The organism is Arthrobacter sp. NtRootA1 (genome assembly GCF_019976975.1).
GTDB classification, from domain to species: domain Bacteria; phylum Actinomycetota; class Actinomycetes; order Actinomycetales; family Micrococcaceae; genus Arthrobacter; species Arthrobacter aromaticivorans.
This window is the reverse complement of record NZ_AP024630.1, coordinates 4,823,075-4,846,035: the sequence shown is the minus strand read 5'-3', so window position 1 is coordinate 4,846,035 and position 22,961 is coordinate 4,823,075. Positions and strand designations below refer to the sequence as shown.

At 62.1% G+C, this 22,961-nt stretch carries 20 protein-coding genes and 1 rRNA gene; 15 read left to right on the top strand and 6 right to left on the bottom strand.

Features of this window, described 5'->3' with window-relative positions; genetic code table 11:
- Nucleotides 1-324 precede the first annotated feature (324 nt).
- From LDN90_RS22055 to LDN90_RS22045, 3 genes are read left to right on the top strand one after another with little or no spacing between them, the layout of a single operon-like run.
- Nucleotides 325-1,782, top strand: a complete 1,458-nt coding sequence (locus tag LDN90_RS22055) for a DUF3375 family protein (protein WP_223947132.1) — start codon at nucleotides 325-327, stop codon at nucleotides 1,780-1,782.
- Complete coding sequence (locus LDN90_RS22050; protein WP_223947131.1) at nucleotides 1,775-2,638, top strand: DUF4194 domain-containing protein; 864 nt, start codon at nucleotides 1,775-1,777, stop codon at nucleotides 2,636-2,638. Before LDN90_RS22055 ends, LDN90_RS22050 begins: the two co-directional genes overlap by 8 nt.
- Nucleotides 2,635-6,105: an ATP-binding protein gene (locus LDN90_RS22045; RefSeq protein WP_223947130.1), complete on the top strand. Its 3,471-nt coding sequence runs from the start codon at nucleotides 2,635-2,637 to the stop codon at nucleotides 6,103-6,105. The genes LDN90_RS22050 and LDN90_RS22045 overlap by 4 nt, the downstream gene beginning before the upstream one ends.
- Nucleotides 6,106-6,132: 27 nt before the next feature.
- Here the strand turns inward: LDN90_RS22045 and LDN90_RS22040 are convergent, their stop codons facing one another.
- Both LDN90_RS22040 and LDN90_RS22035 read right to left on the bottom strand, forming a co-directional pair.
- Nucleotides 6,133-7,197 carry an IS110 family transposase gene (locus LDN90_RS22040; RefSeq protein WP_223947129.1) on the bottom strand — a complete coding sequence of 355 codons (1,065 nt, stop codon included), beginning with the start codon at nucleotides 7,195-7,197 and terminating at the stop codon, nucleotides 6,133-6,135.
- A 359-nt stretch (nucleotides 7,198-7,556) separates the two neighbouring features.
- Nucleotides 7,557-8,060 (bottom strand): FBP domain-containing protein, encoded by a 504-nt coding sequence (locus LDN90_RS22035; protein ID WP_223947128.1) that lies wholly within the window; start codon nucleotides 8,058-8,060, stop codon nucleotides 7,557-7,559.
- Between the two features lie 395 nt (nucleotides 8,061-8,455).
- On the opposite strand from LDN90_RS22035, the gene LDN90_RS22030 reads away from it, so the two are divergent.
- From LDN90_RS22030 to LDN90_RS22005, 6 genes are all read left to right on the top strand, one after another.
- A complete protein-coding gene (locus LDN90_RS22030) occupies nucleotides 8,456-9,529 on the top strand; it encodes an iron-siderophore ABC transporter substrate-binding protein (protein ID WP_223947127.1) in 1,074 nt (357 codons plus the stop codon).
- 5 nt (nucleotides 9,530-9,534) lie between these two features.
- Nucleotides 9,535-10,650, top strand: a complete 1,116-nt coding sequence (locus LDN90_RS22025; protein WP_223947126.1) for an iron chelate uptake ABC transporter family permease subunit — start codon at nucleotides 9,535-9,537, stop codon at nucleotides 10,648-10,650.
- 122 nt (nucleotides 10,651-10,772) lie between these two features.
- Nucleotides 10,773-11,750 (top strand): iron chelate uptake ABC transporter family permease subunit, encoded by a 978-nt coding sequence (locus LDN90_RS22020; protein ID WP_223949361.1) that lies wholly within the window; start codon nucleotides 10,773-10,775, stop codon nucleotides 11,748-11,750.
- A 1-nt stretch (nucleotide 11,751) separates the two neighbouring features.
- Nucleotides 11,752-12,576, top strand: a complete 825-nt coding sequence (locus tag LDN90_RS22015; RefSeq protein WP_223947125.1) for an ABC transporter ATP-binding protein — start codon at nucleotides 11,752-11,754, stop codon at nucleotides 12,574-12,576.
- Nucleotides 12,573-13,628, top strand: a complete 1,056-nt coding sequence (locus tag LDN90_RS22010; RefSeq protein ID WP_223947124.1) for a siderophore-interacting protein — start codon at nucleotides 12,573-12,575, stop codon at nucleotides 13,626-13,628. Before LDN90_RS22015 ends, LDN90_RS22010 begins: the two co-directional genes overlap by 4 nt.
- Before the next feature lie 268 nt (nucleotides 13,629-13,896).
- Nucleotides 13,897-14,733: an SGNH/GDSL hydrolase family protein gene (locus tag LDN90_RS22005; RefSeq protein ID WP_223947123.1), complete on the top strand. Its 837-nt coding sequence runs from the start codon at nucleotides 13,897-13,899 to the stop codon at nucleotides 14,731-14,733.
- 16 nt (nucleotides 14,734-14,749) lie between these two features.
- Here LDN90_RS22005 and LDN90_RS22000 read toward each other — a convergent pair whose 3' ends face one another.
- Nucleotides 14,750-15,037 (bottom strand): YciI family protein, encoded by a 288-nt coding sequence (locus tag LDN90_RS22000; RefSeq protein ID WP_223947122.1) that lies wholly within the window; start codon nucleotides 15,035-15,037, stop codon nucleotides 14,750-14,752.
- Between the two features lie 68 nt (nucleotides 15,038-15,105).
- On the opposite strand from LDN90_RS22000, the gene LDN90_RS21995 reads away from it, so the two are divergent.
- Both LDN90_RS21995 and LDN90_RS21990 read left to right on the top strand, forming a co-directional pair.
- Complete coding sequence (locus LDN90_RS21995) at nucleotides 15,106-15,585, top strand: MarR family transcriptional regulator (RefSeq protein ID WP_216927438.1); 480 nt, start codon at nucleotides 15,106-15,108, stop codon at nucleotides 15,583-15,585.
- A 49-nt stretch (nucleotides 15,586-15,634) separates the two neighbouring features.
- On the top strand, nucleotides 15,635-16,399 hold the full coding sequence (locus LDN90_RS21990; protein WP_223947121.1) for an SGNH/GDSL hydrolase family protein: 765 nt from the start codon (nucleotides 15,635-15,637) through the stop codon (nucleotides 16,397-16,399).
- 21 nt (nucleotides 16,400-16,420) lie between these two features.
- On the opposite strand, the gene LDN90_RS21985 is transcribed toward LDN90_RS21990, so the two are convergent.
- Genes LDN90_RS21985 through LDN90_RS21975 form a run of 3 tightly spaced genes read right to left on the bottom strand, consistent with a single transcriptional unit; the run spans nucleotide 16,421 to nucleotide 19,159 of the window.
- Entirely contained in the window at nucleotides 16,421-17,242 is an 822-nt protein-coding gene (locus tag LDN90_RS21985) for an FAD:protein FMN transferase (protein ID WP_223947120.1), read from the bottom strand.
- The gene (locus tag LDN90_RS21980) at nucleotides 17,226-17,684 is read right to left on the bottom strand and encodes an FMN-binding protein (protein WP_223947119.1); all 459 of its coding nucleotides are present in this window, start codon (nucleotides 17,682-17,684) and stop codon (nucleotides 17,226-17,228) included. Before LDN90_RS21980 ends, LDN90_RS21985 begins: the two co-directional genes overlap by 17 nt.
- A gap of 14 nt (nucleotides 17,685-17,698) precedes the next feature.
- Nucleotides 17,699-19,159 (bottom strand): ferredoxin reductase family protein, encoded by a 1,461-nt coding sequence (locus LDN90_RS21975; protein ID WP_223947118.1) that lies wholly within the window; start codon nucleotides 19,157-19,159, stop codon nucleotides 17,699-17,701.
- Nucleotides 19,160-19,554: 395 nt separating this feature from the next.
- Here LDN90_RS21975 and rpmB point away from each other — a divergent pair, with 395 nt between their 5' ends.
- The 4 genes from rpmB to LDN90_RS21955 all read left to right on the top strand — a co-directional run bounded on the left by rpmB (nucleotide 19,555) and on the right by LDN90_RS21955 (nucleotide 22,834).
- Entirely contained in the window at nucleotides 19,555-19,791 is a 237-nt protein-coding gene (rpmB, locus tag LDN90_RS21970; protein WP_011776361.1) for a 50S ribosomal protein L28, read from the top strand.
- Complete coding sequence (gene rpmG, locus LDN90_RS21965; RefSeq protein WP_003798558.1) at nucleotides 19,791-19,958, top strand: 50S ribosomal protein L33; 168 nt, start codon at nucleotides 19,791-19,793, stop codon at nucleotides 19,956-19,958. Before rpmB ends, rpmG begins: the two co-directional genes overlap by 1 nt.
- Before the next feature lie 4 nt (nucleotides 19,959-19,962).
- Nucleotides 19,963-20,268, top strand: coding sequence for a 30S ribosomal protein S14 (gene rpsN / locus LDN90_RS21960; protein ID WP_216927432.1), 306 nt, complete (start codon nucleotides 19,963-19,965; stop codon nucleotides 20,266-20,268).
- A 1,044-nt stretch (nucleotides 20,269-21,312) separates the two neighbouring features.
- Nucleotides 21,313-22,834, top strand: a 16S ribosomal RNA gene (locus tag LDN90_RS21955).
- Nucleotides 22,835-22,961: the final 127 nt, after the last annotated feature.

Genomic DNA, 22,961 nt, shown 5'->3' with positions numbered 1-22,961 from the left:
CTATGCGGCAGTGCGTGGGTAGACGCCGCGTGGCTGCGTCGATGATCCGACACTAGGGGTGGGCGTAGTTTTCGGCCAGCACAGAACCGCGTCGCGGCCGTGTCGATATGGGATCGAAACCGAACCGGGCGGTATGTTACGGAATGGGCACGACGGCGGCGCTCCTCCCGGCCCCCGCCCACCCAACTAGGTCGCATTAGTGCGCGTTTTGAGCCGTCAAAACGCGCACTAATGCGACTTAGTTGGGTGCGGATGCTCTGCGTTAACCTTGTACGGGGCAGTTTCCGCTGCCAGCCAGGTTTCGCAGCAGCTGAAGGAGAGTAGTTGTCCCATTCAGCCATGTCCTCCGCCGACGCCATCAGTGCCCGGCTTCGCGACCTCGAGCAACTGACCAAAGGCCCAGCCTGGGCCCTGACACGTTCGGCGCCTTGGGTGATCGCGGTGCTGCAGGCTTCCTTCACCCGCACCCGGCCGCAGCTTCCGCTGGAAGAGTTCCATGCCGACGTCGACGCTTTCCTTGAGCAGCTCCGCCGCCAGGAACCAGGGCTGGGCGGCCAGCAGAACGGCAAGGCCTTCGGCGACGAATGGACGCGCAAGCAGTTCCTGACACGCCGCAACCAGTCCGGCCAGATCGTCTACGAGGTCACCGAAGCAGCGGCGCGTGTGCTGGCATTCCTGGATAGCCTTTCCAGCGAACGCTCCACGCTCAACGGTTCCCGCTTGGGGACGCTGCTTGGCGACGTGGAGAAGCTCGCCAACGAGACCAATCCGGACCAAAGCGCACGTTTGGAGGCGCTGGAGGAAGAAATCCAAGAGCGCCAGCAACTCGTCGAGGACATCAGCTCCGGAGAGTTCGACGGCCTCCTGGACGACGAAGAAGCTGTTGAGGCCGCCGGCAACATCCTGGACCTGGCCGCCAGCCTTCCCGCTGATTACAAGAAAATGCGCGACCGCATCGAGGAGTTGGTGGGCGAACTCCGCAACCAGATCATCGAGGAGTCACTGAGCAAGGGCGCAACCATGGCCCAGGTTCTGGAGGCCGACAAACGCCTGCGCCAAAGTCCCGAGGGTCGAACGTTCCGCTCTTTCACGGCCTTCCTGGAAGACCCACAGCAGCAGTTGCGTTTCCGCTCCGCGATCGGTGAAGTCCTGAGCCGGCAGTTCGCGGACGATCTTTCGCACGAGGACCGCGAAACGCTGAAGAACCTCGTGGCTGAACTGCGAACCCAGCACAGCCAGATCCAGAGAATCTACGGCAAGCTGTCCGAAAGTCTGAACACCTACATCCAGAGCGACGACGTCCGTCAGTCGGTCAGCCTGCGCAAGGTTCTGGCTGAGGCAGAGCAAGCCATCCGTTCCATGCCCTACGAACGTGACCGGCCCGGCCTGGTCCGCGGCCCCGTTCTGTTTAACGCCGGATTCGAGTCGTTGGCTATGGTCAAGCTCTTTGACCCGGACGAGTTCGCGACCCCGCCCCGTCTGGCAGACCCCATCGCCTTCAGCGATTCGGACAGGGTTCGGTCGGCACGCACCGGCAAGGCGAGGCCTGCTGTTGTGCGGGCCGCGATGGCCGGGGCAGCCACCCTGGGCGAGGCGTGGGAAAACCTGCCCGCCGAGGAACGACACATCAACACCGTCCGATCCCTGCTGTCCATGGCGCTGCACAGCGGTGCCGGGTTCGACCGGGCCGCCTGGGAACACATCGACTTCGAACAAATCGACGGCAGTATCCGCACTGCGTACCTGCCTGTCGTCACGCTGAATGAGGATTCTGATGACTGAGGAAATCACGACGACGGACGTCACCGAGGAGGAGCACGTCACCCTTGAGGAGGCTGAAGTCCCGGCTGAAACGGCGCCTCCCGCCAACCACGGTGACCCATTTCGCGTTACCCCGCGGGACACATTCGTTGACGGCGCGGCGCTTTTCCCCGGTGACACAGGTGTGCTGCCCATGAAGGTCCGTCACGCGCTGGTCAAACTGCTGAAAGGCCCCTACGTCGACGGCGGCCGCGACGAGAAGTTATGGACGACGCTCCTGGACAACCAGCTCATCCTCCGCAGCCGCCTCTCCGAACTGTTCCTCACCCTGCAGCTCGATCACGACCGTAAGATCGCCGTCCTCCGCCCCGTCGACCCGGAGATCGTCGGTGCCAGCTCACGATCAAGCATCCTGCGGCAGCAGCGTGCACTGAGCCGAGTGGAAACCATCGTCCTGCTCCGCCTGCGCCTCCTCCTAGACCGTCACGTGACAGCCCAGACGGACCCCACGATCACCCGCGAAGAGATCTCGGACCTCGTCGCCAATTACACGCCCGCAGGCCAGCAGGATGCACTCCGCGATTCCGACGTCGTCACCCGCACCATCACCAAACTCCTGGCCCGCCAACTCCTCCTCCCCACCCCCTTGGACGACACGTACACCATCAGCAACGCCCTCCCGCTGGCTCTCCCCTTCGAGAACATCGGTGACATTCCAGCCCAAATAGAGGCTCTCATCGCCGTAGCAGCCGACGAGTCGGGCACAGAGCCGTTGCTGGACATCTCAGATTCAGAATCCAATTCCAATTCCGAGGACGACGACGCCGATGCCGCCCCCGCCGCGGACGGAACCACGACTGACGGGACAGAGAAGTGACGATCGCAAGCATGCTCCCGCTCGGCGAGCTGACGAACCCCGGGCAGATGCGTTTGGCCTTGGTGCAGGTGGTCAACTGGGGCACCTTCCATGGGGCCCATACGATGCACGTGGACCGGAACGGGACCCTTCTGACGGGCAATTCGGGCGTCGGCAAGTCGACGCTGTTTGATGCCATGCTCCGCGTGTTTGATGCGCGCCCGCGGTCCAATGAGGCTGCGGCGCAGCGTTCAGGTGGGGCTGTGGAGGACAAGAGAACCACGTTTACTTATATGCGGGGCAAGGTCGGTGATAAGGCTGTTGGCGATGGTTCGGCCAGTGCCTTCCAGCGCCCTGGTGCCACGTGGTCCGCCGTCGCACTGACGTTTGATAATGCGGCAGGCACGAAGGTGACGGTCTCTGCGCTGTTTGATTTGCCGAAGAATGGCACGGAGCCCAGCGTCGGGCGTTTTTATGTGATCGACAACAAGCCCCTGGACTTGGAAGCGATCGAGGGGATTGCCCAAAAGAGGTTCACCAAGGGGGCGTTGGAGGGGATCTTCCCGGACGGCCAGGTCTTCGACGTGCACAAGGCGTTCGCCGAGCGGTTCCGAAGGCTCCTCGGCATCAACTCCGACCAAGCGCTTCCCCTGTTGCGTGTCATTCAGGCCGGGAAAGGCCTTGGCGGCAGCGTTAATACGTTCTTCCGCGACCAGGTACTTGATGCTCCGGCAACGCTCGCAGCGGCGGACGATGTGGTGGAAGAGTTCAGCAACCTGATGTCCATTCGGCAGCGGTTGGAGGATGTCCGGCAGCAGCGCGACCAGCTGGCACCGGTTCCGGGGCTGAACAAGGACTATGCGCAGGCCTTGCTAGATGCGAACAGGCTTCGCGAGTTGGCTGGCGAGGAATTCGAGGCTTACAAGCAGCAGCTTGCGGTCACTGTCCACGCCAAGACCTTGGCGCGTTTCAAGGAATTGGCACAGTCCAAGGCCCAGGAACTCGCTGCCGAGCGCACGGTCCGGGATGCTTTGGCCAAGGAGCTCCGTGAGCTGGAGCTGGATTACAACAACCGCGGCGGTAACGCGATTTCGGCTATCGAGCAGTCGTTGGAGAACGCCCGCGTCAGTCTGAAGTTGCGCCAACAGGTGGAGGAATCTGCCCGGAAGGCGCTGGCCGATGCTGGGCTGAACCTTGAATGGTCGGCCGAGGGCTGGGACCAGGCCCATGAGCAGGCAGCTGCCCGTTCGGCGGAGTTGAAGGACGATTCGGAGGCTCTGAAGGAGCTCCGTTTCGAGGCCTTCGACGGCCACGCGACCAGGAAACGCGAGCTGGCTGCGGCTGAGCAGGAGCTGCTGTCGTTGCGGTCGCGCAAGTCTTTGCTGCCGCCGTCGAGTATTGAGAACAGAGCCGCGATTGCAGCCGCAACCGGCATCCCCGAGGAGCGGATGCCCTTCGGCGGTGAGCTGATCGACCTCGCCGAGGGCCAGGATCAGTGGCGCCCGGCCGCGGAACGTGCACTGCGCAACCTCGCCACCACGCTGTTGGTTCCAGGAGAGCACTTCGCTGCGGTTACACGGTACTTGAACGACAACACGGTCCGGGGCGCACTGCGTGCAGTGGATGTGTCCAAACCCGTTGCCGGTGGCGCGATGGCTGTGGAGGACGTGTCCGACGGCGACCTCTTGACTAAGTTGAGCATCCTCACCTCGGGCGCCAACGCCGACGCCGGGGCATGGATCCGCGAGCGGATCGCCTTGGACTTCGCGTACCCGTGCGTGGAGGACCCGGACGAGCTTGCGGCGATGGACAAGGGCCTCAGCCTCGGTGGCGTGGTCAAACGCAACCGGCACACCGTGGAAAAGGACGACCGTTTCACGAGCCGGCAGGATTATGTCCTCGGCTTCGACAATGCATCCAAGCTTGAACTCGTGGCGGCCCGGGTTGGCGAGCTGGAAAACGAGCTGGCCAAGGCTGCCGAATTGGCGCAAAGCCGTGAGGATTCCCACCAAGGGATGGCCCGGCAATTGGAAGCCCTTCGAAGGGTGGCCGAGGATGAGCGTCCGTGGGAACAGGTCTCCGCAGCGGTCGCCGCGGACGAGCTCGCGCGGATTGAGCAGCGGCTTTCTGACGCATTGGCTGCCCAGGCGGACCTTGAACCGTTGCGTGCCAACATCGAGGCCGTACGGGAAAAGCACCAGTCCTCCACAGGTGCGGCGGCCGTGCTGCAGAGTGAATACAAAGCGCTCGACCAAAAGATGATCACGGCTGACGGCCTGCTCGATGCCGCCAGGTTGAAGCTTGAGCAAGCACCGCCGTCGGGCTCTACCGTAGCCGCGCTGGAACCGTACTTTGCCGGCGTCGGCGAGGTATCCGAGCTTTACGAACTCGACAACCTGGCCAACAGCGTCCGCAACAAGCTGCTCGACGAGCTGCACGCCGCCGAATCACGCAGCCAGGCTACGGCAGAGCGTCTGACGCGAATATTCGAGGCTTTCGTGCGCGATTGGGGCAGCGCCATCAGCGCTGACCATGGCACGTCCATTGGGGCTGCCGGGGACTTCGAATCGCGATATCACGCGATCGTGAGCGATGGCTTACCCGCCCAGGAGGCCGAGTTCCGACTGTTCTTCAACCAGCGCACGCACGAATCGTTCAGTACGCTCCTGCACCTGCTGGACGAGGAGCGCCGGAGTATCACCAGCCGGATCCTGCCCCTCAACGGCATCCTGTCCGAGGTGAATTTCCACGAGGGCAGCTACCTGGAACTGGACATCAAGCAGACGCTTCCGGCTACGGCCAAGCAGTTCAAGGATGCGATCCAGAACGCGCTGAAGGCCAAACACACGCGGCCCTCCCGCAGCGCATCTGCCGCTGCTGGAACAGAGGCCGACGACGACGCCGAGCTCACCGCCCGCTACAAGTCCCTGGAGACCCTGGTGAAGCGTCTCGGTTCCCAAACCCCTGAGGACCGCCGCTGGCGCGCCGAAGTGTTGGACGTCCGCGGCCACCTGTTTATCCAATGCAAGGAGCACAGGGAGGTGGCCGCGAAGTCGGCGAAAACCGGGAAGGCCGGCAAGAAGAAGACCGAGGTCTTTATGCATGCCGATACGGGCTCCATGTCCGGCGGTGAACGTCAGCGCTTCACGGCGTTCATCATGGCCGCGGCGCTGAGCTACCAGCTGGGTATTGCAGAGCAGGGCTTCACTACCTACGGCACCGTGATGATGGACGAAGCGTTCGTGCTGGCATCCGAGGAATTCGCCGGTGCCGGAATCAAGGCGCTTCACGAATTCGGCTTCCAGTTGTTGCTGGCCGCGCCGGAAAACGTGATCGATCTGTCCCGCCACCTTGGCTCGGTCACGGAAATCCTTCGCGACAAGCGGACCAACCGCTCCGGCGTGCTCACGGCTCCCGTCATCGCAGGCCCGGGAGAGCCCGGCGCATGGCGGTCGGAAGCCAACCCAGTGGATATCGTCCTGCGCTAAAGCAACGCGGGGATCCTTCTATGGTTGTCAAGGGTGGCGTGGGTCCGTGTTTGTGGCGTTAAGGGTTCGGTAGGTCCGTCGGGCGAGATAGCGTTTCACGCACCGGCGGATCTCCTTTTTGGTTCGTCCTTCGGCTTGTCGTTTGTGGACGTATCCGATGGTGGCCGGGTCGAAGGTCATTCTGCTCAGGGCGACCATGTGCAGGGCTTTGTTCAGGGTTCTGTCGCCGCCGCGGTTGAGTCTGTGCCGGACGGTGTTGCCGGAGGACGCCGGAATCGGGTTGACCCCGGCTAGGGACGCGAAGGCTGCTTCTGAGCGGAGCCGTCCGTGGTGGGACCAGGCGGTAAGGCAGATGGCGGCAGTGACGGGACCGAAGCCTGGTTCCTGCAGGAGCGGGGCGGCTTCGCTTATTTGGACCAGTTCTGTGATTTGGCGGTTGTTGGTTTTGATGTCCGCGTCGAGCTCGCTGATGCGTTTGGCTAGCCGGACCCCTTCGGACCGGGCGACGGTCAGTGCCAGTGGTTCCTCCCGGGAACGCCACCGGGACGCCTCGGCGATCTGTGCTCCGGTCAGGGGTTTGCGGGCATCCAGGCCGAGGTCGTTTACGCGCAGGAGGGCGGTCAAGGCGTTGACCGCCCGGGTACGGTCGGTGGTCATGGCTTCCCGTGCGCAGACCAGGACCCGCAAGGCGGCGCGGACCCCTTCGTTCAGCCGTGGCTGGCGCAGCTGCTGCTCATCCAAGGGCAGAACGGCTGCGGCGATCCGGTGCGCGTCGAGCGGATCGGATTTACCGGTTCCCTGACGTGCATCCATGCGCGCGGCTTCGGCGACCTCGTAGCCGGCGGCGCCGACCGCGCCGGCCAACAGGGCGCCGTAGGACGCGGCTCCTTCAACGACCCATAAGGCAGCCAGGTCAGCGCCGGTGTGGCGCGCGACCCAGGCGATGGCACGGTTGATGCCTGCCCCGGTGGTCGGGAAGGCCCGGGTGGCAATCAATTCACCGGTGCCTGCGGTGATGATGGCGTAGACATGGTTTTTGGCGTGCGTGTCGACGCCGACGACAAAAGGACGGGAATGCGCGACGATAGTCATGGCGGTTCTGGCGTCTTCCTCTATTCGCGGATGTGGTCAGGGCCGTAAAACGGCCGGTACCGGTCCCGGGTAGAGGTCACTTCGGAACAACACTGTGACGAGTCACGCCTGAGGGCGGACAACCTTCTGATCAAGTTACCGAGGTGGGCCGGGCGGTACCGGCCGCTCCACCCCGCGGACGGACAGATCCCACTCAAAGGCACCCTCTACAGGGCCAGTCACTTACAGAGTCACACCCGCGAGGCAGAACGACTACTACCACTCTGCCAGCCAGTCCCAGACCAGCCACCCCAATCCTCACAGTCACTTACGGCCCATGGGAGAGACCTTAATGGGCCGAAAGTGACCCCGCGTTGCCTTTAGCGGGTGGAGGTACCTCGGACCCTGTCCAGGAACTGGGCCGTCCGTTCCTCCAGGCCGGCGATCTGCCGGACCACGACGACGGCCGGGTCCGGGTTGATTTCATTGACGGGCGGTTCCTTGCGCACATTGGCGCTGCACCCGAACTCGGCACAGATCAGGGTCCCCACGGTGTTACCGTCCTTGCCGGACTGTCCGGCCTTCTTGGCGACCCACAGGTAGACGTCGTCCTTGGAGAAGACGTCGCGGCACAGTTCACAGAGCACCACACGCTTCTTTCCGGAGCCGCCTTCAGGCGCCCGGAGCATGATTCCTGTGAGCTTGCCCCTGTGCGGGACCACCAAGTACCCGCGCTGGGGCATTTTTTCGTCCCGCCAACCGAGGAATTCAAGGTTGTCCCAGTCGATGGTTTCAAAGTCGCGGGGAAGGTTGAGCTTGGCGGCTTCGGACCGGCTGGCATTGATGAATGATGAACGGATTTGTTGGGCAGTGATTTTCTGCATGGCAAAGCTACTTTCGGAATTGAACGACGTCGCGCTGAACAGGAGCGCGCGAGCTGGAAAGGAGCGTCGGTCATCGGTGAAAGCAAGGCACAGCAAAGAACGCGAACAGCAAAGAGACCCGAAAACAGGGGTGCTTGTGGAGGGCGTGTACCTAGAGTGATGCCGACGGGTGGGGGAGTGCCAAGCAGGCCAAAATGGCCACCTCGCCAACCATGGCTGCAGCAACTGAAACCGTGCGCACGCTCATCTCCTCGTCGTTCTCTCTGGAAGCGGTAGTCCGCTGCCGATATCTTAGCAATGCCGCAGCATGGACATTACGTGACGCAAACGTTTCGTAATTATTCAAAGGCTAGGCTAGCCTTACTTAGGTTCGCATCCCTTACCTAAGGAGTCCCGTGGCTTCCCTTCTTCCACGCCGCGCCCTGCTGAAGACCGCAGGCACCGCGACAGCCGCTTTGGCCGCCGTCGCCCTTTCCCTCACTGGCTGCTCCACCGGGCCTGCCACCTCCACTCCGGCAGCGGAGCAGGCAGAAACCGCGGCTTTCCCCGTGACCATCAAGCACGCTTTCGGTGAGACCACCATCAAGGAACAACCCAAGCGCGTAGTCACCATCTCCTGGGTCAACGACGACGTCGCAATAGCCCTGGGCGTTGTCCCGGTTGGCGTTCCCAAGAACGAGTGGGGCAATAACGACAAGGGCTCCACGCCCTGGAAGGACGCCGCGCTGGAGAAGCTTGGCGCAGGCTTCGGTTCGGACAAGGCTCCCGTGCAGTTCTCCGAGGCGGACGGCATCAACTTCACCGAGATCGCCAAGCTCAACCCTGACGTGATCCTCGGCGCTTACTCCGGCCTGGAGGAAGCCGATTACAAGAAGCTCTCCGAAATCGCTCCCGTGGTTGCTTACCCGGAGCTCGCCTACGGTACGCCCTGGCAGGAAAGCACCACCATCATCGGTAAGGCCCTCGGCAAGGAAGCCGAAGCCAAGAAGCTGATCGAAGACACGGAAGCCACCGTCAAGGACAAGGTTTCCAAGTACCCGCAGATCAAGGACAAGACCTTTATCTACGGCAACCTGGAGCCGGCCAAGGGTGACGGCGTGAACGTCTACACGGCCATCGACAACCGCCCGCGCTTCCTCTCGGAAATCGGCATGAAGCTCGCTCCGGTAGTGGAACAGAACACGAAGACCAACAAGGACTTCTTCATCCCGTGGTCCGCTGAGAAGGCTAACGAGCTCAAGTCCGATGTCTTCGTGACATGGGTGCCCGAAGCCGCCACGGCCGACGCCATCAAGGCTGACCCCCTGCTGGGCCAGATACCCGCCGTCAAGTCCGGCGCGCTCGTTGCCGACGCCGATCAGACCCTTACGCTGTCCATCTCCGCTTCCTCGCCGCTGAGCCTGCCGTGGGCACTGGATACGTTCCTGCCGCAGCTGGGCAGCGCCGCGGACAAAGCGGCAGGCAAGTAACTGCAATGAAATTGAGTACGACGACGGCGGCTTCCGTGGGGCAGGTTGGCGGCACATCCGTGCCGGGTGACCAGCGGGATAGCGCCCCTCGGAGCAATGCGGCCGGAGGGGGAACCGGTTCCAGAGTCACAAGCGGGCGCACTGCCTGGCTGGTGGCCGCCGTCGTCGTACTCGTCGCTGCCTGCGCAGCATCCCTGGCGGTCGGCGCGCGTGGGCTTCCCTTGTCCACCATTTGGGAAGCCATCACCAACTTCAATCCTGAAAGCGGCGACCACGCAGTGGTCATCGCCCGGATTCCCCGCACAGTCTTGGGCCTCCTCGCAGGCGCAGCCCTTGGCTTGGCTGGCGCAGCGATGCAAGGCGTGGCCCGCAACCCGCTGGCCGATCCCGGCATTCTGGGACTCAACGCGGGTGCGGCCCTTGCGGTTGTGGTGGGCATCTATGTTTTCGGCGTCGGTTCGCTGACCGGCTACATCTGGTTCGCCTTCATCGGCGCAGCAGCGGCCGCCGTCGTCGTTTACGCGATCGCGTCCAGGGGCCGTGACGGTGCGACGCCGGTCAAGCTCGCCCTCGCGGGCGCGGCCCTGAGCGCAGGTCTTTTCTCGTTGATGAACGTCATTCTGGTTTCAAGCCAGGACACCTTGGACCGATTCCGTTTCTGGCAGGTGGGAAGCATTGGTGGACGGGACTGGTCCGTTCTGCTGCCTGCACTTCCGTTCCTGGCCGTCGGCGCCGTGATTGTCCTGGCCAGTGGCCGCATCTTGAACAGCCTCGCGCTGGGTGACGACATCGCCCGTGGACTTGGTCAGAATGTTGCCCTGTCCCGCGGAATCATCGGCCTGGGCATTGTCCTGCTGTGCGGATCCGCAACCGCGCTGGCTGGACCCATTGGCTTCCTCGGCCTGGTGATTCCGCACGCTGTCCGTTCGCTCACCGGCCCGGACTACCGCTGGGTCCTGCCGTTCTCCATGATCTCCGCGCCGATCCTGCTGATCATCGCCGATGTGATCGGCCGCGTGGTTCTGCTGCCGGGCGAAGTTCCCGCCGGCATTATGACGGCGCTCGTGGGCGCGCCGGTCTTTGTCTGGCTCATCCGCCGCGGAAAGGGGGCCGGGCTGTGAGTGCACTTAAGCCCGCTCCCGAGATAGCACTTAATGGCAATGTTCCCCGGAAACATTCGCATCAATTGTCATCTCGGCGCGTGCTCAGCCCCACCTTCTTCCTTGGCGTGGCCCTCGTGGTCATGTTCGCGGTGTACGTACTGCTGGGCAGCTACACCGTCACCATTCCCGATTTCTTCACAATCGTCATCAACCACCTCACCGGCGGTGAGAAGATCCCCGGCGCCAGTTTCATCGTCATGGAGCACAAACTGCCGCGCGCGGTGGTGGGAACCATGATCGGCATTGCCTTTGGCCTGGCTGGCGCCCTTTTCCAGACCATGCTGCGGAACCCCCTGGCCAGCCCGGACATTATCGGCATCAGCTACGGAGCCAGTGCGGCGGCGGTGACGGCGATTGTGATCTTTGGTGCTTCCGGCGCAGTCGTTTCCTGGGCAGCCCTTGGCGGCGCGCTGGGTGTCGCTGCCATTATCTACGCGATTTCGCGCGGCGCGGGCTCAGGCGGAGGCAGCCGCAGCCATGCTGCCGGCAACCGCCTCATCCTTGCGGGTGTGGGCATCGCCGCGGCACTGCACGCAGTGGTCAACTTCCTCATGACCCGTGCCGACATCCGTACCGCGGCTGATGTCCTCGTATGGCTTAACGGTTCGCTGAATTCTGCCACTTGGGAGCGCGCCGGCATCCTCACGGCCTCCTTGCTGGTCCTGGTTCCGGCTGTCATCATCCTGGCCGGCCCGCTGCGCATTCTCGAACTCGGTGACGACGCAGCAGCCGGCTTGGGCATCAGGGTCAACGCCACCCGGCTGGGACTGGTGCTGACCGCTGTCGGGCTTGCCGCCGTCGCAACCGCTGCTGCCGGTCCCGTAGCGTTCGTTGCTTTCCTCGCCGGGCCGATTGCACGCCGCATCGTCCGCAAACCCAGCCTCCCGGCGTCGGCCTTGACCGGTGCGCTGATCGTGCTGGCTGCTGACTTCTTCGCCTCCAACATCGCGCCCGTCATCCTCGACGGAACCGTCCTCCCGGTCGGCGTCATCACCGGCGCCCTCGGTGCACCCTTCCTGTTGTGGCTCCTGGTCACCTCGAATCGAAAGGAAGCCTGACATGGCCATCCTTAATGCCAAGGACCTGACACTCCAATACGAGCAGCGCAAGGTGGTCGAGGGCCTCACCACCGAAATCCCCGAAGGCAAAGTCACCATGATCGTGGGAGCCAACGCCTGCGGTAAATCCACGTTGCTCCGTGGATTGTCGCGGCTGCTCAAGCCCGCTGGTGGTGCGGTGACCCTCGACGGCAAGGACATCCACTCCCGACCCGCGCGTGAGCTCGCCCGGACTTTGGGCCTTCTTCCCCAGCACCCCACCGCTCCGGACGGTATTAGTGTCCGCGACCTCGTGGGACGGGGCCGGTATCCACACCAAGGCTTCTTCCGGAGTTGGAGCGAGGGGGACGACGCCGCGGTGCAGCGGGCGCTCGAAGCAACCGCAACGCTGGAACTCGCAGAGCGAAGCGTCGACGAACTGTCCGGCGGACAGCGCCAGCGCGTCTGGATTGCCATGGCCCTTGCCCAGGAAACCGACCTGCTGCTGCTTGACGAACCAACCACGTACCTGGACCTTGCGCACCAGGTTGAAGTGTTGGACCTCGTGACGGACCTCAACCGGAGCCGGGGCACCACCGTGGCGATCGTGCTTCACGACCTCAACCTCGCCGCGCGCTACGCCGACCACGTCATCGCCATGAAGGGCGGATGCATTGTGGCCGAAGGTCCCGCACCCGTTGTAGTGACCGAGCAACTGGTCAACAACGTCTTTGGCCTGGAATCCCGGGTGGTTCCCGACCCCATCTCAGGAACACCGCTCATCGTCCCTATAGGACGCCACCACGCACAGCCCGTTTCAACCAACGAACTGGAGATCGCCTCATGAGTGCACAACCAACACGGGCCCAAGCGAGCGCCGCCGTGGAACCCATGACCCTGGCCTTCGACGTCACAGTCTCGGCCGTGCAGGACCTGAGCCCGAATTTCCGCCGGATCACGTTCGGTGGCTACTTACTGCGCGGCTTCGGCGTTGCAGGCGACACCCTGGACCTGCGCGTGAAGCTGATGATTCCTTCTTTCGACGCGAACGGACAGCAGATCCCACTGCCCGAATTCAAGATGGAAGAAGCCGGTTGGTACCAAGAGTGGCTGGCCATGGATGCTTCCGTCCGGGGAGCAATGCGCACCTACACCGTCAGGGCTGAGCGACTCGACGCCGTGTACCCCGAAATCGACATCGACTTCGTCATGCACTTCGACGACGCAGGCCATGGCGGACCTGCAGCCAACTGGGCGAAAGAAGCCAAGCCCGGCGATGCCCTCACCATCATTGGCCCCAACAACCGTGCGGCGCAGTGCACCACCGCCGGTGCCTACGGCGGCATCGAATGGCGCCCGGGCCTTGCCCAGAGGATCCTCCTCGCCGGAGACGAGACAGCGGTGCCGGCCATCAGTGCCATCCTCGAGAGCCTCCCCGCGGACATGACCGGCCACGCGTTCCTTGAAGTACCCGAAGCCGGCGACTTCCAAGACATCAGCACAGCTGCAGACATCGAAATCACCTGGCTTGCCCGTGGCGCAGCGATCGGACGCTCCCGCCCGCACGGGGAACTCCTCAAAGAAGCCGTCGCCAAGGCTGTTCCCGTCCCGGGCTGGGTAGGCATCAAGGGCTCCGGGAGCGCGGCCGGACCCGAGCCCGAAGACGTCAACGTGGACCAGGACATCCTCTGGGAAACCCCGCAACGCATGGACACCGCAGCCATCGAAGCCACAAAGAACCCCACTTTGCCTGCCGGTGCGCTGCCGTTCTACGCCTGGATCGCCGGGGAAGCGTTCGTGATCAAGGAAATGCGGCGGTACTTGGTGCGGGACGTCGGAATTGATCGGAAGCAAGTTGCTTTCATGGGGTACTGGCGACGGGGCAAGGCAGAGGGCTAAGCCTTAGGGCGCGTCGCCGCCCGGTCCGGCCGCTTGGCGGGCATCCTCGGCGTGCTGCTCCTTCGTCGCTTTGACGCACGCTGCCGGACCCCCGCCAAGCGGCCTCGTGCGTCCCTTACCCTTCCGATGCTCTCTCATTTCCCGACGGTTTTTTGGGGAATGCTCTCTCACTTCCCGTCGTTTTTTGGGGAATGCTCTCTCACTTCCCGTTTCACCTGTTCACTTTGGGTTGGCTGGGGTGTAACTGGGGGTGGGTAGCGTTGGCGGGATGCGGGATGGTTACGCGGATGGGCAAAGCGGACGACGGCGGTACGTCGCCCTTGGGGATTCCTTCACCGAGGGCGTGGGGGACCCGAGTACGGTGCTGCCCAATGGGGTTCGCGGGTGGGCAGACCGGGTCGCCGAGAAATTGGCGAAAGCGCAGCCGGGATGGGAGTACGCGAATCTCGCAGTGCGCAGTAAGAGGCTCCGGCACATCATCGATGAACAGCTTGAGCCCGCCCTCGCCATGGAACCAACGCTGATCACGTTGTATGCCGGTGGCAATGACATCCTGGACTTTGGCACGGACATGGATGCGCTCCTCACCGACTACGGACTGCTGGTCGCCCGGCTCGCTGGCACTGGGGCAACAGTGGTCCTTTTTACCGGCTTTGACGTGAAGGTCTCAGCCGTCCTGGAACCGTTCAAGAAGCGCAACACCCTGTACAACCAAAAGGTCCGTGAGGTGGCCGCAAAATACGGGGCGATCCTGGTGGACTACTGGTGCTTCGACGCCTACAAAGACTCACGGATGTGGGCCCCTGACCGGCTTCACATGTCCAAGGCGGGCCACAAATATCTCGCCGCTCAGGTCCTGGATCACTTGAACGTCCCGCACAAGATTTCGCTGAAGCGATGGGACCCACCCCAAAGAATGACTATGCGCGAATGGGAACGCAGGCAGCGGCGGTGGGTGAACGACTGGGTCCTGCCCCTCTTTGGACGCAAACTCCGGGGCGTTACCCTGGGTGATTCCCTGAGTGCCCGCTGGCCGCAGCCCGTCAAAGTCCCGCGCAAGGGCGGATTGAAGAAACTGGTCGAAAACCAGCAGGCTATGCAGTGAAGCTACCCGGCAGGCCTCAGTTCTCGAGCAAGTTCTCGTAGCCCTCGGACACAGTTGTCGCGGTGAATTCGATGATCTCGAACTCGGCCACGCCGTTGCTGAAGAACGGGTCTTTGGCCAGTGAGTCATCCAGCGTTGCCCGGTCAACCTTTGACAGCAGCACGCCGCCCGTGGCTGGAACGCGACGTCCCGACGCAAGGAACACGCCGGCGTCGAACGCGTTCTTAAGCCAGGCCATATGGCCTGGCCGGTGGAAATCGACGATTTCGTCGGGAACTTTGTAGGTCAAGGAGACAACAAACATTCCGCCAGCCTACCGTTTGCGGCGGCAGCAAGGCCGGGCCAACCGGCTAATTCTCCTAAGATGGATCCATGACTGAACCCCGCTGGCTTAATGCCGACGAACGCCGTGCCTGGTTGGCCCTCTTGAGCATTAATACGTTGCTCCCCTCGGCGTTGGATACGCAGCTTCAGTCTGCTGGAAAATTGTCACTGTTCGACTACAACGTGCTGGCGATGCTCTCCGAAACCGAGGGCCGGTACCTGCCCATGAGCGAGCTCGCCGCCCGGACCAGTGCGTCGCTATCGCGCCTGTCGCACGTGGTCACCAAACTCCAGAAGCGCGGCTGGGTGGAACGCCAGGCACATCCTGGCGACGCGCGCGTCACCGTCGCCCACCTGACCGAGGCTGGCATGTCCACCATCGTGGCCCTCGCTCCCGGTCACGTTGAGTCCGTGCGGGCGCTGATGCTGGATTCGCTCTCGCCCGACGACGTCGCGGACCTCGCGCGTATCGGCGAGAAAATCGTCTCCAGGCTGGACAATAACCATTGGATCCTGCGCGAATCGTAGCGTTGCCCATGCTTTGTAGGTAGTGGTGGGCTAATGGCAGACTGACGGCATGGATTTTTCTGCCCGTTATGTTGCCTTGGGGGATTCCTTCACAGAGGGCGTTGGCGACCACGACCCAACGCGCCCCAACGGCGTCCGGGGGTGGGCAGACGTCGTTGCCCGGCAGTTGGCCCACAGCAACGAGGACTTCGGCTATGCCAACCTCGCAATCCGCGGCAGGAAGCTCCGCCAAATCATGGCAGAGCAAGTGGACGCAGCGGTCGCGTTAAAGCCCACTTTGGTCACGATGTATGCCGGTGCCAACGACATCCTGCGGCCCAAGATCGATATTGACTCGCTTATGGAGGATTACGACGCCGGCATCGCCAAGTTAAGCGCAACCGGCGCCACGGTGGTCCTTTTCACGGGCTTCGATGCCCGTGGTTCGAAGGTCTTCAGCACGATGCGTGGACGGACCGCGATCTACAACGAGTTGCTCCGTGAAATCGCCGAGAACCATGGCGCCCTGCTGGTGGATTACTGGCGGTTTGATGAGTACTACGACGTCCGGATGTGGGCGCAGGACCGGATGCACATGTCGACGGCGGGCCACGTTAATATGGCCAAGCGCGTGCTGGACGTCCTCGAACATGAGCATGTGCTCGAAGTCCCGGAACTCGCACCGCTTCCCACGCTGAACAGGTCCGAAGCCATCCGGGCGAACGCGCGATGGGTCCGGGAATTCGCCGGCCCCTGGGTGGTGCGCCGTGTGCGGGGTACGTCCTCGGGCGATGGGCTTAGCCCGAAGTATCCGGCTCTGATCCGCCCGGTCTAGCCCGGTCCAGAAGGACTGGGCTCAGTGAGCGTTGCGGAAACCCGGCGTGGCGAGCAGCGTGCCGGTCCTGCCAACCGCGAGCACTTCGACGCCCCATTTCTCCACTGAGCGATCCAAAGTCTGCGTTCCGCCGGCGACTATTGCCGTTGCCAGGACGTCGGCCGTAACAATGTCCTGCGCCGCCACGGAGACCTGAAGGAAGTCGGACCGTCCGCTCCCTACCGTCCAAATGTGTTCTCCACGTTCAGCCGAGCCTGACGTTGCAAGGGCCGTCATTCCGCCTTCCGCCGAGGCGCCGAGGCGGTATGTACTGATCAGCTTCTGGCGATCGAACGGATCAACGATGCCGGCCTGCCACGGGTCGGGATCTTCAAACCCAGTGTCCGCGGGCCCCGGTGACCCGCTTACCAGCACATCCCCGCCAGCGTTGAGGCACCAATTTTGCAGGCCGAGGGCACCTAAGGACAGTGCAGCTTCACGCATGGCGTGGGCTTTGACGATTCCGGAAAGATCCAACGCGCCGTCCGGTCGTTCGGCCGTGAACGCACCTTCGGTGTCCACGCGCCATTCCGAGGCCGCTGCATAGAGCTCCTGCATTAACTCCGAGGCATAAGCCAACGTCAGTTCACCCCGGACCAGCCGGCTTGCCTCGGATCCTTCGCGATAAAGGCTGAACGTCAGGTCGAGCTGCGTAAATATCTCTCCTACGACGTCGACGGCGGACTGCAGTTCATCGACGGCGGTTTGGGCGGCCGTTCCGCTCGCCACGGTCAGGCTCACCACAGTGCCCATGCTGCGGAACGCACGCGCGCGGAGTTGTTCGCCGTTAAAAGTTGGCTGCATCGAGGGCCGCCTGAAGGGAGGTGAGATAGGCCTCGCTGGTGACCGTCGCACCACTGACAGTTTGGACGTTGGCTGATTGGGCCTGCAGGACCTCGGATCGCAAGACCGGTGCTGCCCGGCTGCTGATCTGGGCCGACTTCCGCTCGGCATCGGTGAGCTGCAGGGGTACTACCTCAGTGATCTTGCCGTCCTGGATGGTCACCTGCACCTGGACCGTGCCGAAGCGGGTCCTGACCGACGCGCCGTCGTACGTTGCCGCCGTCGTGCTTTCCGCGCTGGCGCCGCTGGTGCCGGTGGTGCCGGTGCTGCCGTTCGCAGCCGAACCGCCAGCCGTCATGCTGCTGCTCAGGCTTGTTGTGGTGGATGTGGTTGTTTCGGCAACATGAGCGCCTGATTGCCAGCCTGCGAGCAGTATGCCCGCGGACGCCAGGGCCGTTGCCATTGCTGCCCGGATTCTCACCAGTCGAACCTTTCGTAGTGGAGTTGTTCTGCAGATACCCCGGCGGCCTGTGCCTCTTGGACCACCTTGCCGGCCCAGTCGGCAGGGCCGCAGACGTAGACGTCGGCGTTGGCCACGTCCGGGACATAGGAGCGGAGCGTGAAACCTGCTTGGACGGCTGATTCGGGCAGCCATTCATTGAGGCGTGCGGAGCGCGGGCCGGTCAGGTGGAAGAGGGTTGCGCCGCGGGCTTGGCAAAGGGTCATGATTTCCTGACCCAGGAAGAGCTCTGATTCGTCGTGTCCGCGCAACAGAACCGTTGCATTGCCAGGCTCAAACGGCGTGGATTCCAGCAGCGACCGCAGAGGAGTGATGCCAATGCCGGCGCCGATCATCACCACTCTGTTGCGGGACCGGGCGGCGGTGCTGAACATCCCATAGGGTCCTTCAAGGGCGACCCTGGTGCCAGGCCTGAGGCGGGCCAGCCGGGCGGATCCGTCGCCTAGATTTCGGACGGTGATGCGGAGTTTGCCCGCTGCAGTACCCGTGGCCGGAAGCGGTTCCGCGGACAAACTGAAGGGATGCGGCTGCCACCAGAACCCGGGAGCCAGGAACCTCCAGATGAAGAATCTCCCGCCGCTGCCTCTCAGCTTCTCCAGCTGCAGCCCAGTCATTTCGATGCTGAACACTTCAGGTGCCACGCGGACTACCCGGCTGACCGTGAGCTGATGCCGGAAGGTTGCGGCGAGTGGCTGGTAGATCCTGAAGAAAAGGAGTGCCGCACCCGTCCCGATGCAGAAAGCCAGCCAATACCAGCGCTGCCAGGTTCCTTCGGCAAAGAGTCCGCCCACACTGAACTGATGCGGGATGGCCGTTGCCACCGCGGCGTATGTCAGGAGATGGATCACGTACCAAAATTCGTACGGGAACTTGCGTCGCACGGCCACCAATGAGGTCACCACCACGGCGATGAACAGGGCCATCGCGACGAACGCGAGCCACATATCCGGGACGTTGACCCACAGGGACACCGATTCGCTGATGGGGTCAAGGCCTTCTGCCGCCCCGTAGCCGACCGCCAGGAGGATCCCATGTGCCAGAAGCAGGTAAAGCGCCGGCTTACCCAGCGATTTGTGGATCTCAAGAGCACGGTCATGCCCGATCGTGTTGTCAACGAACGGGATCCGGGCCGCCAAGAGCAGCATGACGAGGACCAGGTCCATGCCGACCAAACCAGCCACGATTCCCAGGCCTGTCGCGCTTCCGGCAAAGGAGGAGAACCCGCCTGCGCCGCCGTCTGCGAGCCACAAGGCGACCGCGACCACCGGGGACACCCACGCGAGGAAGCCCAGAAGGTCGGCCCGGGCCAGCCGCCGTCGGGCTTGCGCCAGGAAGGGTTCGACGGCGGCTGGTGGCGTCCGTGGGCCCGGCGCCGCGGAGTGTTCAGCACCCGAAACACGTGAAAGAAGCGATGTCATGATCCAAGACTCGCCAAGCATCCTTTCGTTCTGCTGTGAATGGGCTTGTGAGGGCTTATGATTCCTGATTGGTCTTAATTTGGCCTGGCCCGTAGAATAGTTAGGCGCTAGGTAGTGCGGATCGTGTGCAATTGCTCCGGTTGGCGGTGAGGTCAGTCTGACTGACATCCCGATGGCCGGTAGTTAGGGGCTCAAGTTGCGTACATTCCTGTATTCGCCCGGTATCCCAGGATCTGTTCCAGTGTTTATCACTGTCCGGTTCTGAGGCCCAACCTTCTTCGCCGTACTTGATGCGGAAACTACCGAAATGGTAAGGATCGGACGCGAACGCTGCCTATCGCACGGTAACGCAGGAACATCTGCACACCGTTACATTCAATCTTTGGAGGAGAGTCATGGCAGCACACTGCCAAGTGACCGGGGCCGAGCCGGGCTTTGGACACAGCATTTCGCACTCGCACCGCCGCAACAAGCGTCGGTTCGACCCGAACATTCAGAAGAAGCGCTACTGGGTTCCGTCCCTGCGCCGTAACGTCACGCTGACCCTGTCAGCCCGTGGCATCAAGACAATCGACGTACGCGGCATCGACTCTGTCGTCGCCGACATCCTGGCACGAGGAGTAAAGCTCTAATGGCAAAGGACAAGGACGTACGTCCGATCATCAAGCTGAAGTCCACTGCGGGCACGGGTTACACCTACGTAACGCGCAAAAACCGTCGTAACGATCCTGACCGTCTGGTCCTGAAGAAGTACGACCCCAAGATCCGCCAGCACGTCGAATTCCGAGAGGAGCGCTAAACACATGGCAAAGAAGTCCAAGATTGCTCGCAACGAGCAGCGCAAGGTCATTGTTGAGCGTTACGCTGCCAAGCGTCTCGAACTGAAGAAGACCCTGGTTGACCCCAACGCGACTGACGAAGCACGCGAAGCTGCACGCCTCGGCCTGCAGAAGCTGCCCCGCAACGCCTCCCCGATCCGTCTGCGTAACCGCGACCAGATCGACGGCCGTCCCCGCGGCACCTTCCAGAAGTTCGGTATCTCCCGTGTTCGCTTCCGCGACATGGCTCACCGCGGTGAGCTCCCGGGTATCACCAAGTCTTCCTGGTAATCACGAAGCTCTGAAAGGGCCGGCAACCGTTATGGTTGCCGGCCTTTTCTGCGTTTAAGTGGCTCTTTGGCGGGTAAAGGTGGCGGCGGTGGGCGGGGTAAAGGCGGCGGTCATCCTCTGTGCGCTCGCTCGTCCCGTCCCCGTCGACTCCCTAACCTCGCGAGCTCGGTCAGGGAACCCTGTCGCCGTGGGCCCTCTTGGGGCTGCCGGATAACCGCCGCCTTCCAGTTGCTCGCTCACATAATCGTTGTTTTCGAGCATCGTTCTCTCACTTCCCGCGGGGCTTGGGCGGTTGCTCTCGCACATCGTGGCGTGTTTGGGCTGTTGCTCTCGCACATCCTGACGTGTCTGGGGCGGCTGCCCTTGAATTCAGAGGCTGTTGGCCTGGCCGATGTCGGCCGCTGGATTAGGCCCGACGGCGGATCCTGGGTGCCGCTTCAAAGGGCAGGGGAGTGTCGCCGTTTCTTGGTGTGATGGGCTTCACGGAAAGTTGTTTTGGTGGTTTTGGGCTGGTTTTGGGTCTTGGGTGGGGGTGTTTGGCGTGTGTTTGCGGGGTTTTGGGTGGTGTGGGGGTGGATTTGTGTCGGGGCTTGTGGGCGTGTAATGTCTTCTGAGTCGCCGCGAGTGAGACAGCCTGGTGCTGGGAGCCGCGGGGGCCGACCCCCTTTGATGACAGCCTGGAATATGGTTCGCTTTTGAGCGTGCCTGTGATGGTGGGGCCGGGGACTGGATCGGTAATTGCGGAAACGCTGATTTGCAAAGATCTGGTTGATCGGGTAAGTTTGAAAAGTTGCTCCGGAGCGATTCTGAGGCCCTTTGGGTTTTGGTTGGTACTGCTCTGGAATAGTGACCTGTTGTTTGAGAACTCAATAGTGTGCCAAGTTTGTTGATGCCGATTGTTTTTTGATTGGTTGAAATTATGGCCAGGTTGCTGCGCACCCCCGTGTGTGGTGGTCTGGTTTTCAGCTGGTTTCGAATTTTGTGCAGCCGCGTTCTTGCCGTTATTTCCGGTGGGTGTGGTTGTGTCTGTTTGATTTTTTGTTTTCAACGGAGAGTTTGATCCTGGCTCAGGATGAACGCTGGCGGCGTGCTTAACACATGCAAGTCGAACGATGATCCCTAGCTTGCTGGGGGGATTAGTGGCGAACGGGTGAGTAACACGTGAGTAACCTGCCCTTGACTCTGGGATAAGCCTGGGAAACTGGGTCTAATACCGGATATGACCATCTGGCGCATGTCATGGTGGTGGAAAGCTTTTGTGGTTTTGGATGGACTCGCGGCCTATCAGCTTGTTGGTGGGGTAATGGCCTACCAAGGCGACGACGGGTAGCCGGCCTGAGAGGGTGACCGGCCACACTGGGACTGAGACACGGCCCAGACTCCTACGGGAGGCAGCAGTGGGGAATATTGCACAATGGGCGAAAGCCTGATGCAGCGACGCCGCGTGAGGGATGACGGCCTTCGGGTTGTAAACCTCTTTCAGTAGGGAAGAAGCGAAAGTGACGGTACCTGCAGAAGAAGCGCCGGCTAACTACGTGCCAGCAGCCGCGGTAATACGTAGGGCGCAAGCGTTATCCGGAATTATTGGGCGTAAAGAGCTCGTAGGCGGTTTGTCGCGTCTGCTGTGAAAGACCGGGGCTCAACTCCGGTTCTGCAGTGGGTACGGGCAGACTAGAGTGCAGTAGGGGAGACTGGAATTCCTGGTGTAGCGGTGAAATGCGCAGATATCAGGAGGAACACCGATGGCGAAGGCAGGTCTCTGGGCTGTAACTGACGCTGAGGAGCGAAAGCATGGGGAGCGAACAGGATTAGATACCCTGGTAGTCCATGCCGTAAACGTTGGGCACTAGGTGTGGGGGACATTCCACGTTTTCCGCGCCGTAGCTAACGCATTAAGTGCCCCGCCTGGGGAGTACGGCCGCAAGGCTAAAACTCAAAGGAATTGACGGGGGCCCGCACAAGCGGCGGAGCATGCGGATTAATTCGATGCAACGCGAAGAACCTTACCAAGGCTTGACATGAACCGGAAAGACCTGGAAACAGGTGCCCCGCTTGCGGTCGGTTTACAGGTGGTGCATGGTTGTCGTCAGCTCGTGTCGTGAGATGTTGGGTTAAGTCCCGCAACGAGCGCAACCCTCGTTCTATGTTGCCAGCGGTTCGGCCGGGGACTCATAGGAGACTGCCGGGGTCAACTCGGAGGAAGGTGGGGACGACGTCAAATCATCATGCCCCTTATGTCTTGGGCTTCACGCATGCTACAATGGCCGGTACAAAGGGTTGCGATACTGTGAGGTGGAGCTAATCCCAAAAAGCCGGTCTCAGTTCGGATTGGGGTCTGCAACTCGACCCCATGAAGTCGGAGTCGCTAGTAATCGCAGATCAGCAACGCTGCGGTGAATACGTTCCCGGGCCTTGTACACACCGCCCGTCAAGTCACGAAAGTTGGTAACACCCGAAGCCGGTGGCCTAACCCTTGTGGGGGGAGCCGTCGAAGGTGGGACCGGCGATTGGGACTAAGTCGTAACAAGGTAGCCGTACCGGAAGGTGCGGCTGGATCACCTCCTTTCTAAGGAGCTGCTAACAACTTGCTGTTGCCCTGCATGGGGTGGTGGTGGTTGTCAGTGTTGCCCATTGCGCAGGCGTTTGTTCTGCGGTGGGTGCTCATGGGTGGAATATCAACAAATCAAATGTTT

Excerpts from the sequence above, each read along its gene's own strand:
- LDN90_RS22035 (WP_223947128.1), bottom strand. The coding sequence starts at position 8,060 with ATGCAGAAAATCACTGCCCAACAAATCCGTTCATCATTCATCAATGCC.
- LDN90_RS21975 (WP_223947118.1), bottom strand. The coding sequence starts at position 19,159 with ATGACATCGCTTCTTTCACGTGTTTCGGGTGCTGAACACTCCGCGGCG.
- LDN90_RS21990 (WP_223947121.1), top strand. The coding sequence starts at position 15,635 with ATGGATTTTTCTGCCCGTTATGTTGCCTTGGGGGATTCCTTCACAGAG.
- LDN90_RS22000 (WP_223947122.1), bottom strand. The coding sequence starts at position 15,037 with ATGTTTGTTGTCTCCTTGACCTACAAAGTTCCCGACGAAATCGTCGAT.
- LDN90_RS22040 (WP_223947129.1), bottom strand. The coding sequence starts at position 7,197 with ATGACTATCGTCGCGCATTCCCGTCCTTTTGTCGTCGGCGTCGACACG.
- LDN90_RS21980 (WP_223947119.1), bottom strand. The coding sequence starts at position 17,684 with ATGGCAACGGCCCTGGCGTCCGCGGGCATACTGCTCGCAGGCTGGCAA.
- LDN90_RS21995 (WP_216927438.1), top strand. The coding sequence starts at position 15,106 with ATGACTGAACCCCGCTGGCTTAATGCCGACGAACGCCGTGCCTGGTTG.
- LDN90_RS22010 (WP_223947124.1), top strand. The coding sequence starts at position 12,573 with ATGAGTGCACAACCAACACGGGCCCAAGCGAGCGCCGCCGTGGAACCC.
- LDN90_RS22020 (WP_223949361.1), top strand. The coding sequence starts at position 10,773 with ATGTTCGCGGTGTACGTACTGCTGGGCAGCTACACCGTCACCATTCCC.
- rpsN (WP_216927432.1), top strand. The coding sequence starts at position 19,963 with ATGGCAAAGAAGTCCAAGATTGCTCGCAACGAGCAGCGCAAGGTCATT.
- LDN90_RS22025 (WP_223947126.1), top strand. The coding sequence starts at position 9,535 with ATGAAATTGAGTACGACGACGGCGGCTTCCGTGGGGCAGGTTGGCGGC.
- rpmB (WP_011776361.1), top strand. The coding sequence starts at position 19,555 with ATGGCAGCACACTGCCAAGTGACCGGGGCCGAGCCGGGCTTTGGACAC.
- LDN90_RS22015 (WP_223947125.1), top strand. The coding sequence starts at position 11,752 with ATGGCCATCCTTAATGCCAAGGACCTGACACTCCAATACGAGCAGCGC.
- LDN90_RS22050 (WP_223947131.1), top strand. The coding sequence starts at position 1,775 with ATGACTGAGGAAATCACGACGACGGACGTCACCGAGGAGGAGCACGTC.
- LDN90_RS21985 (WP_223947120.1), bottom strand. The coding sequence starts at position 17,242 with ATGCAGCCAACTTTTAACGGCGAACAACTCCGCGCGCGTGCGTTCCGC.
- rpmG (WP_003798558.1), top strand. The coding sequence starts at position 19,791 with ATGGCAAAGGACAAGGACGTACGTCCGATCATCAAGCTGAAGTCCACT.
- LDN90_RS22005 (WP_223947123.1), top strand. The coding sequence starts at position 13,897 with ATGCGGGATGGTTACGCGGATGGGCAAAGCGGACGACGGCGGTACGTC.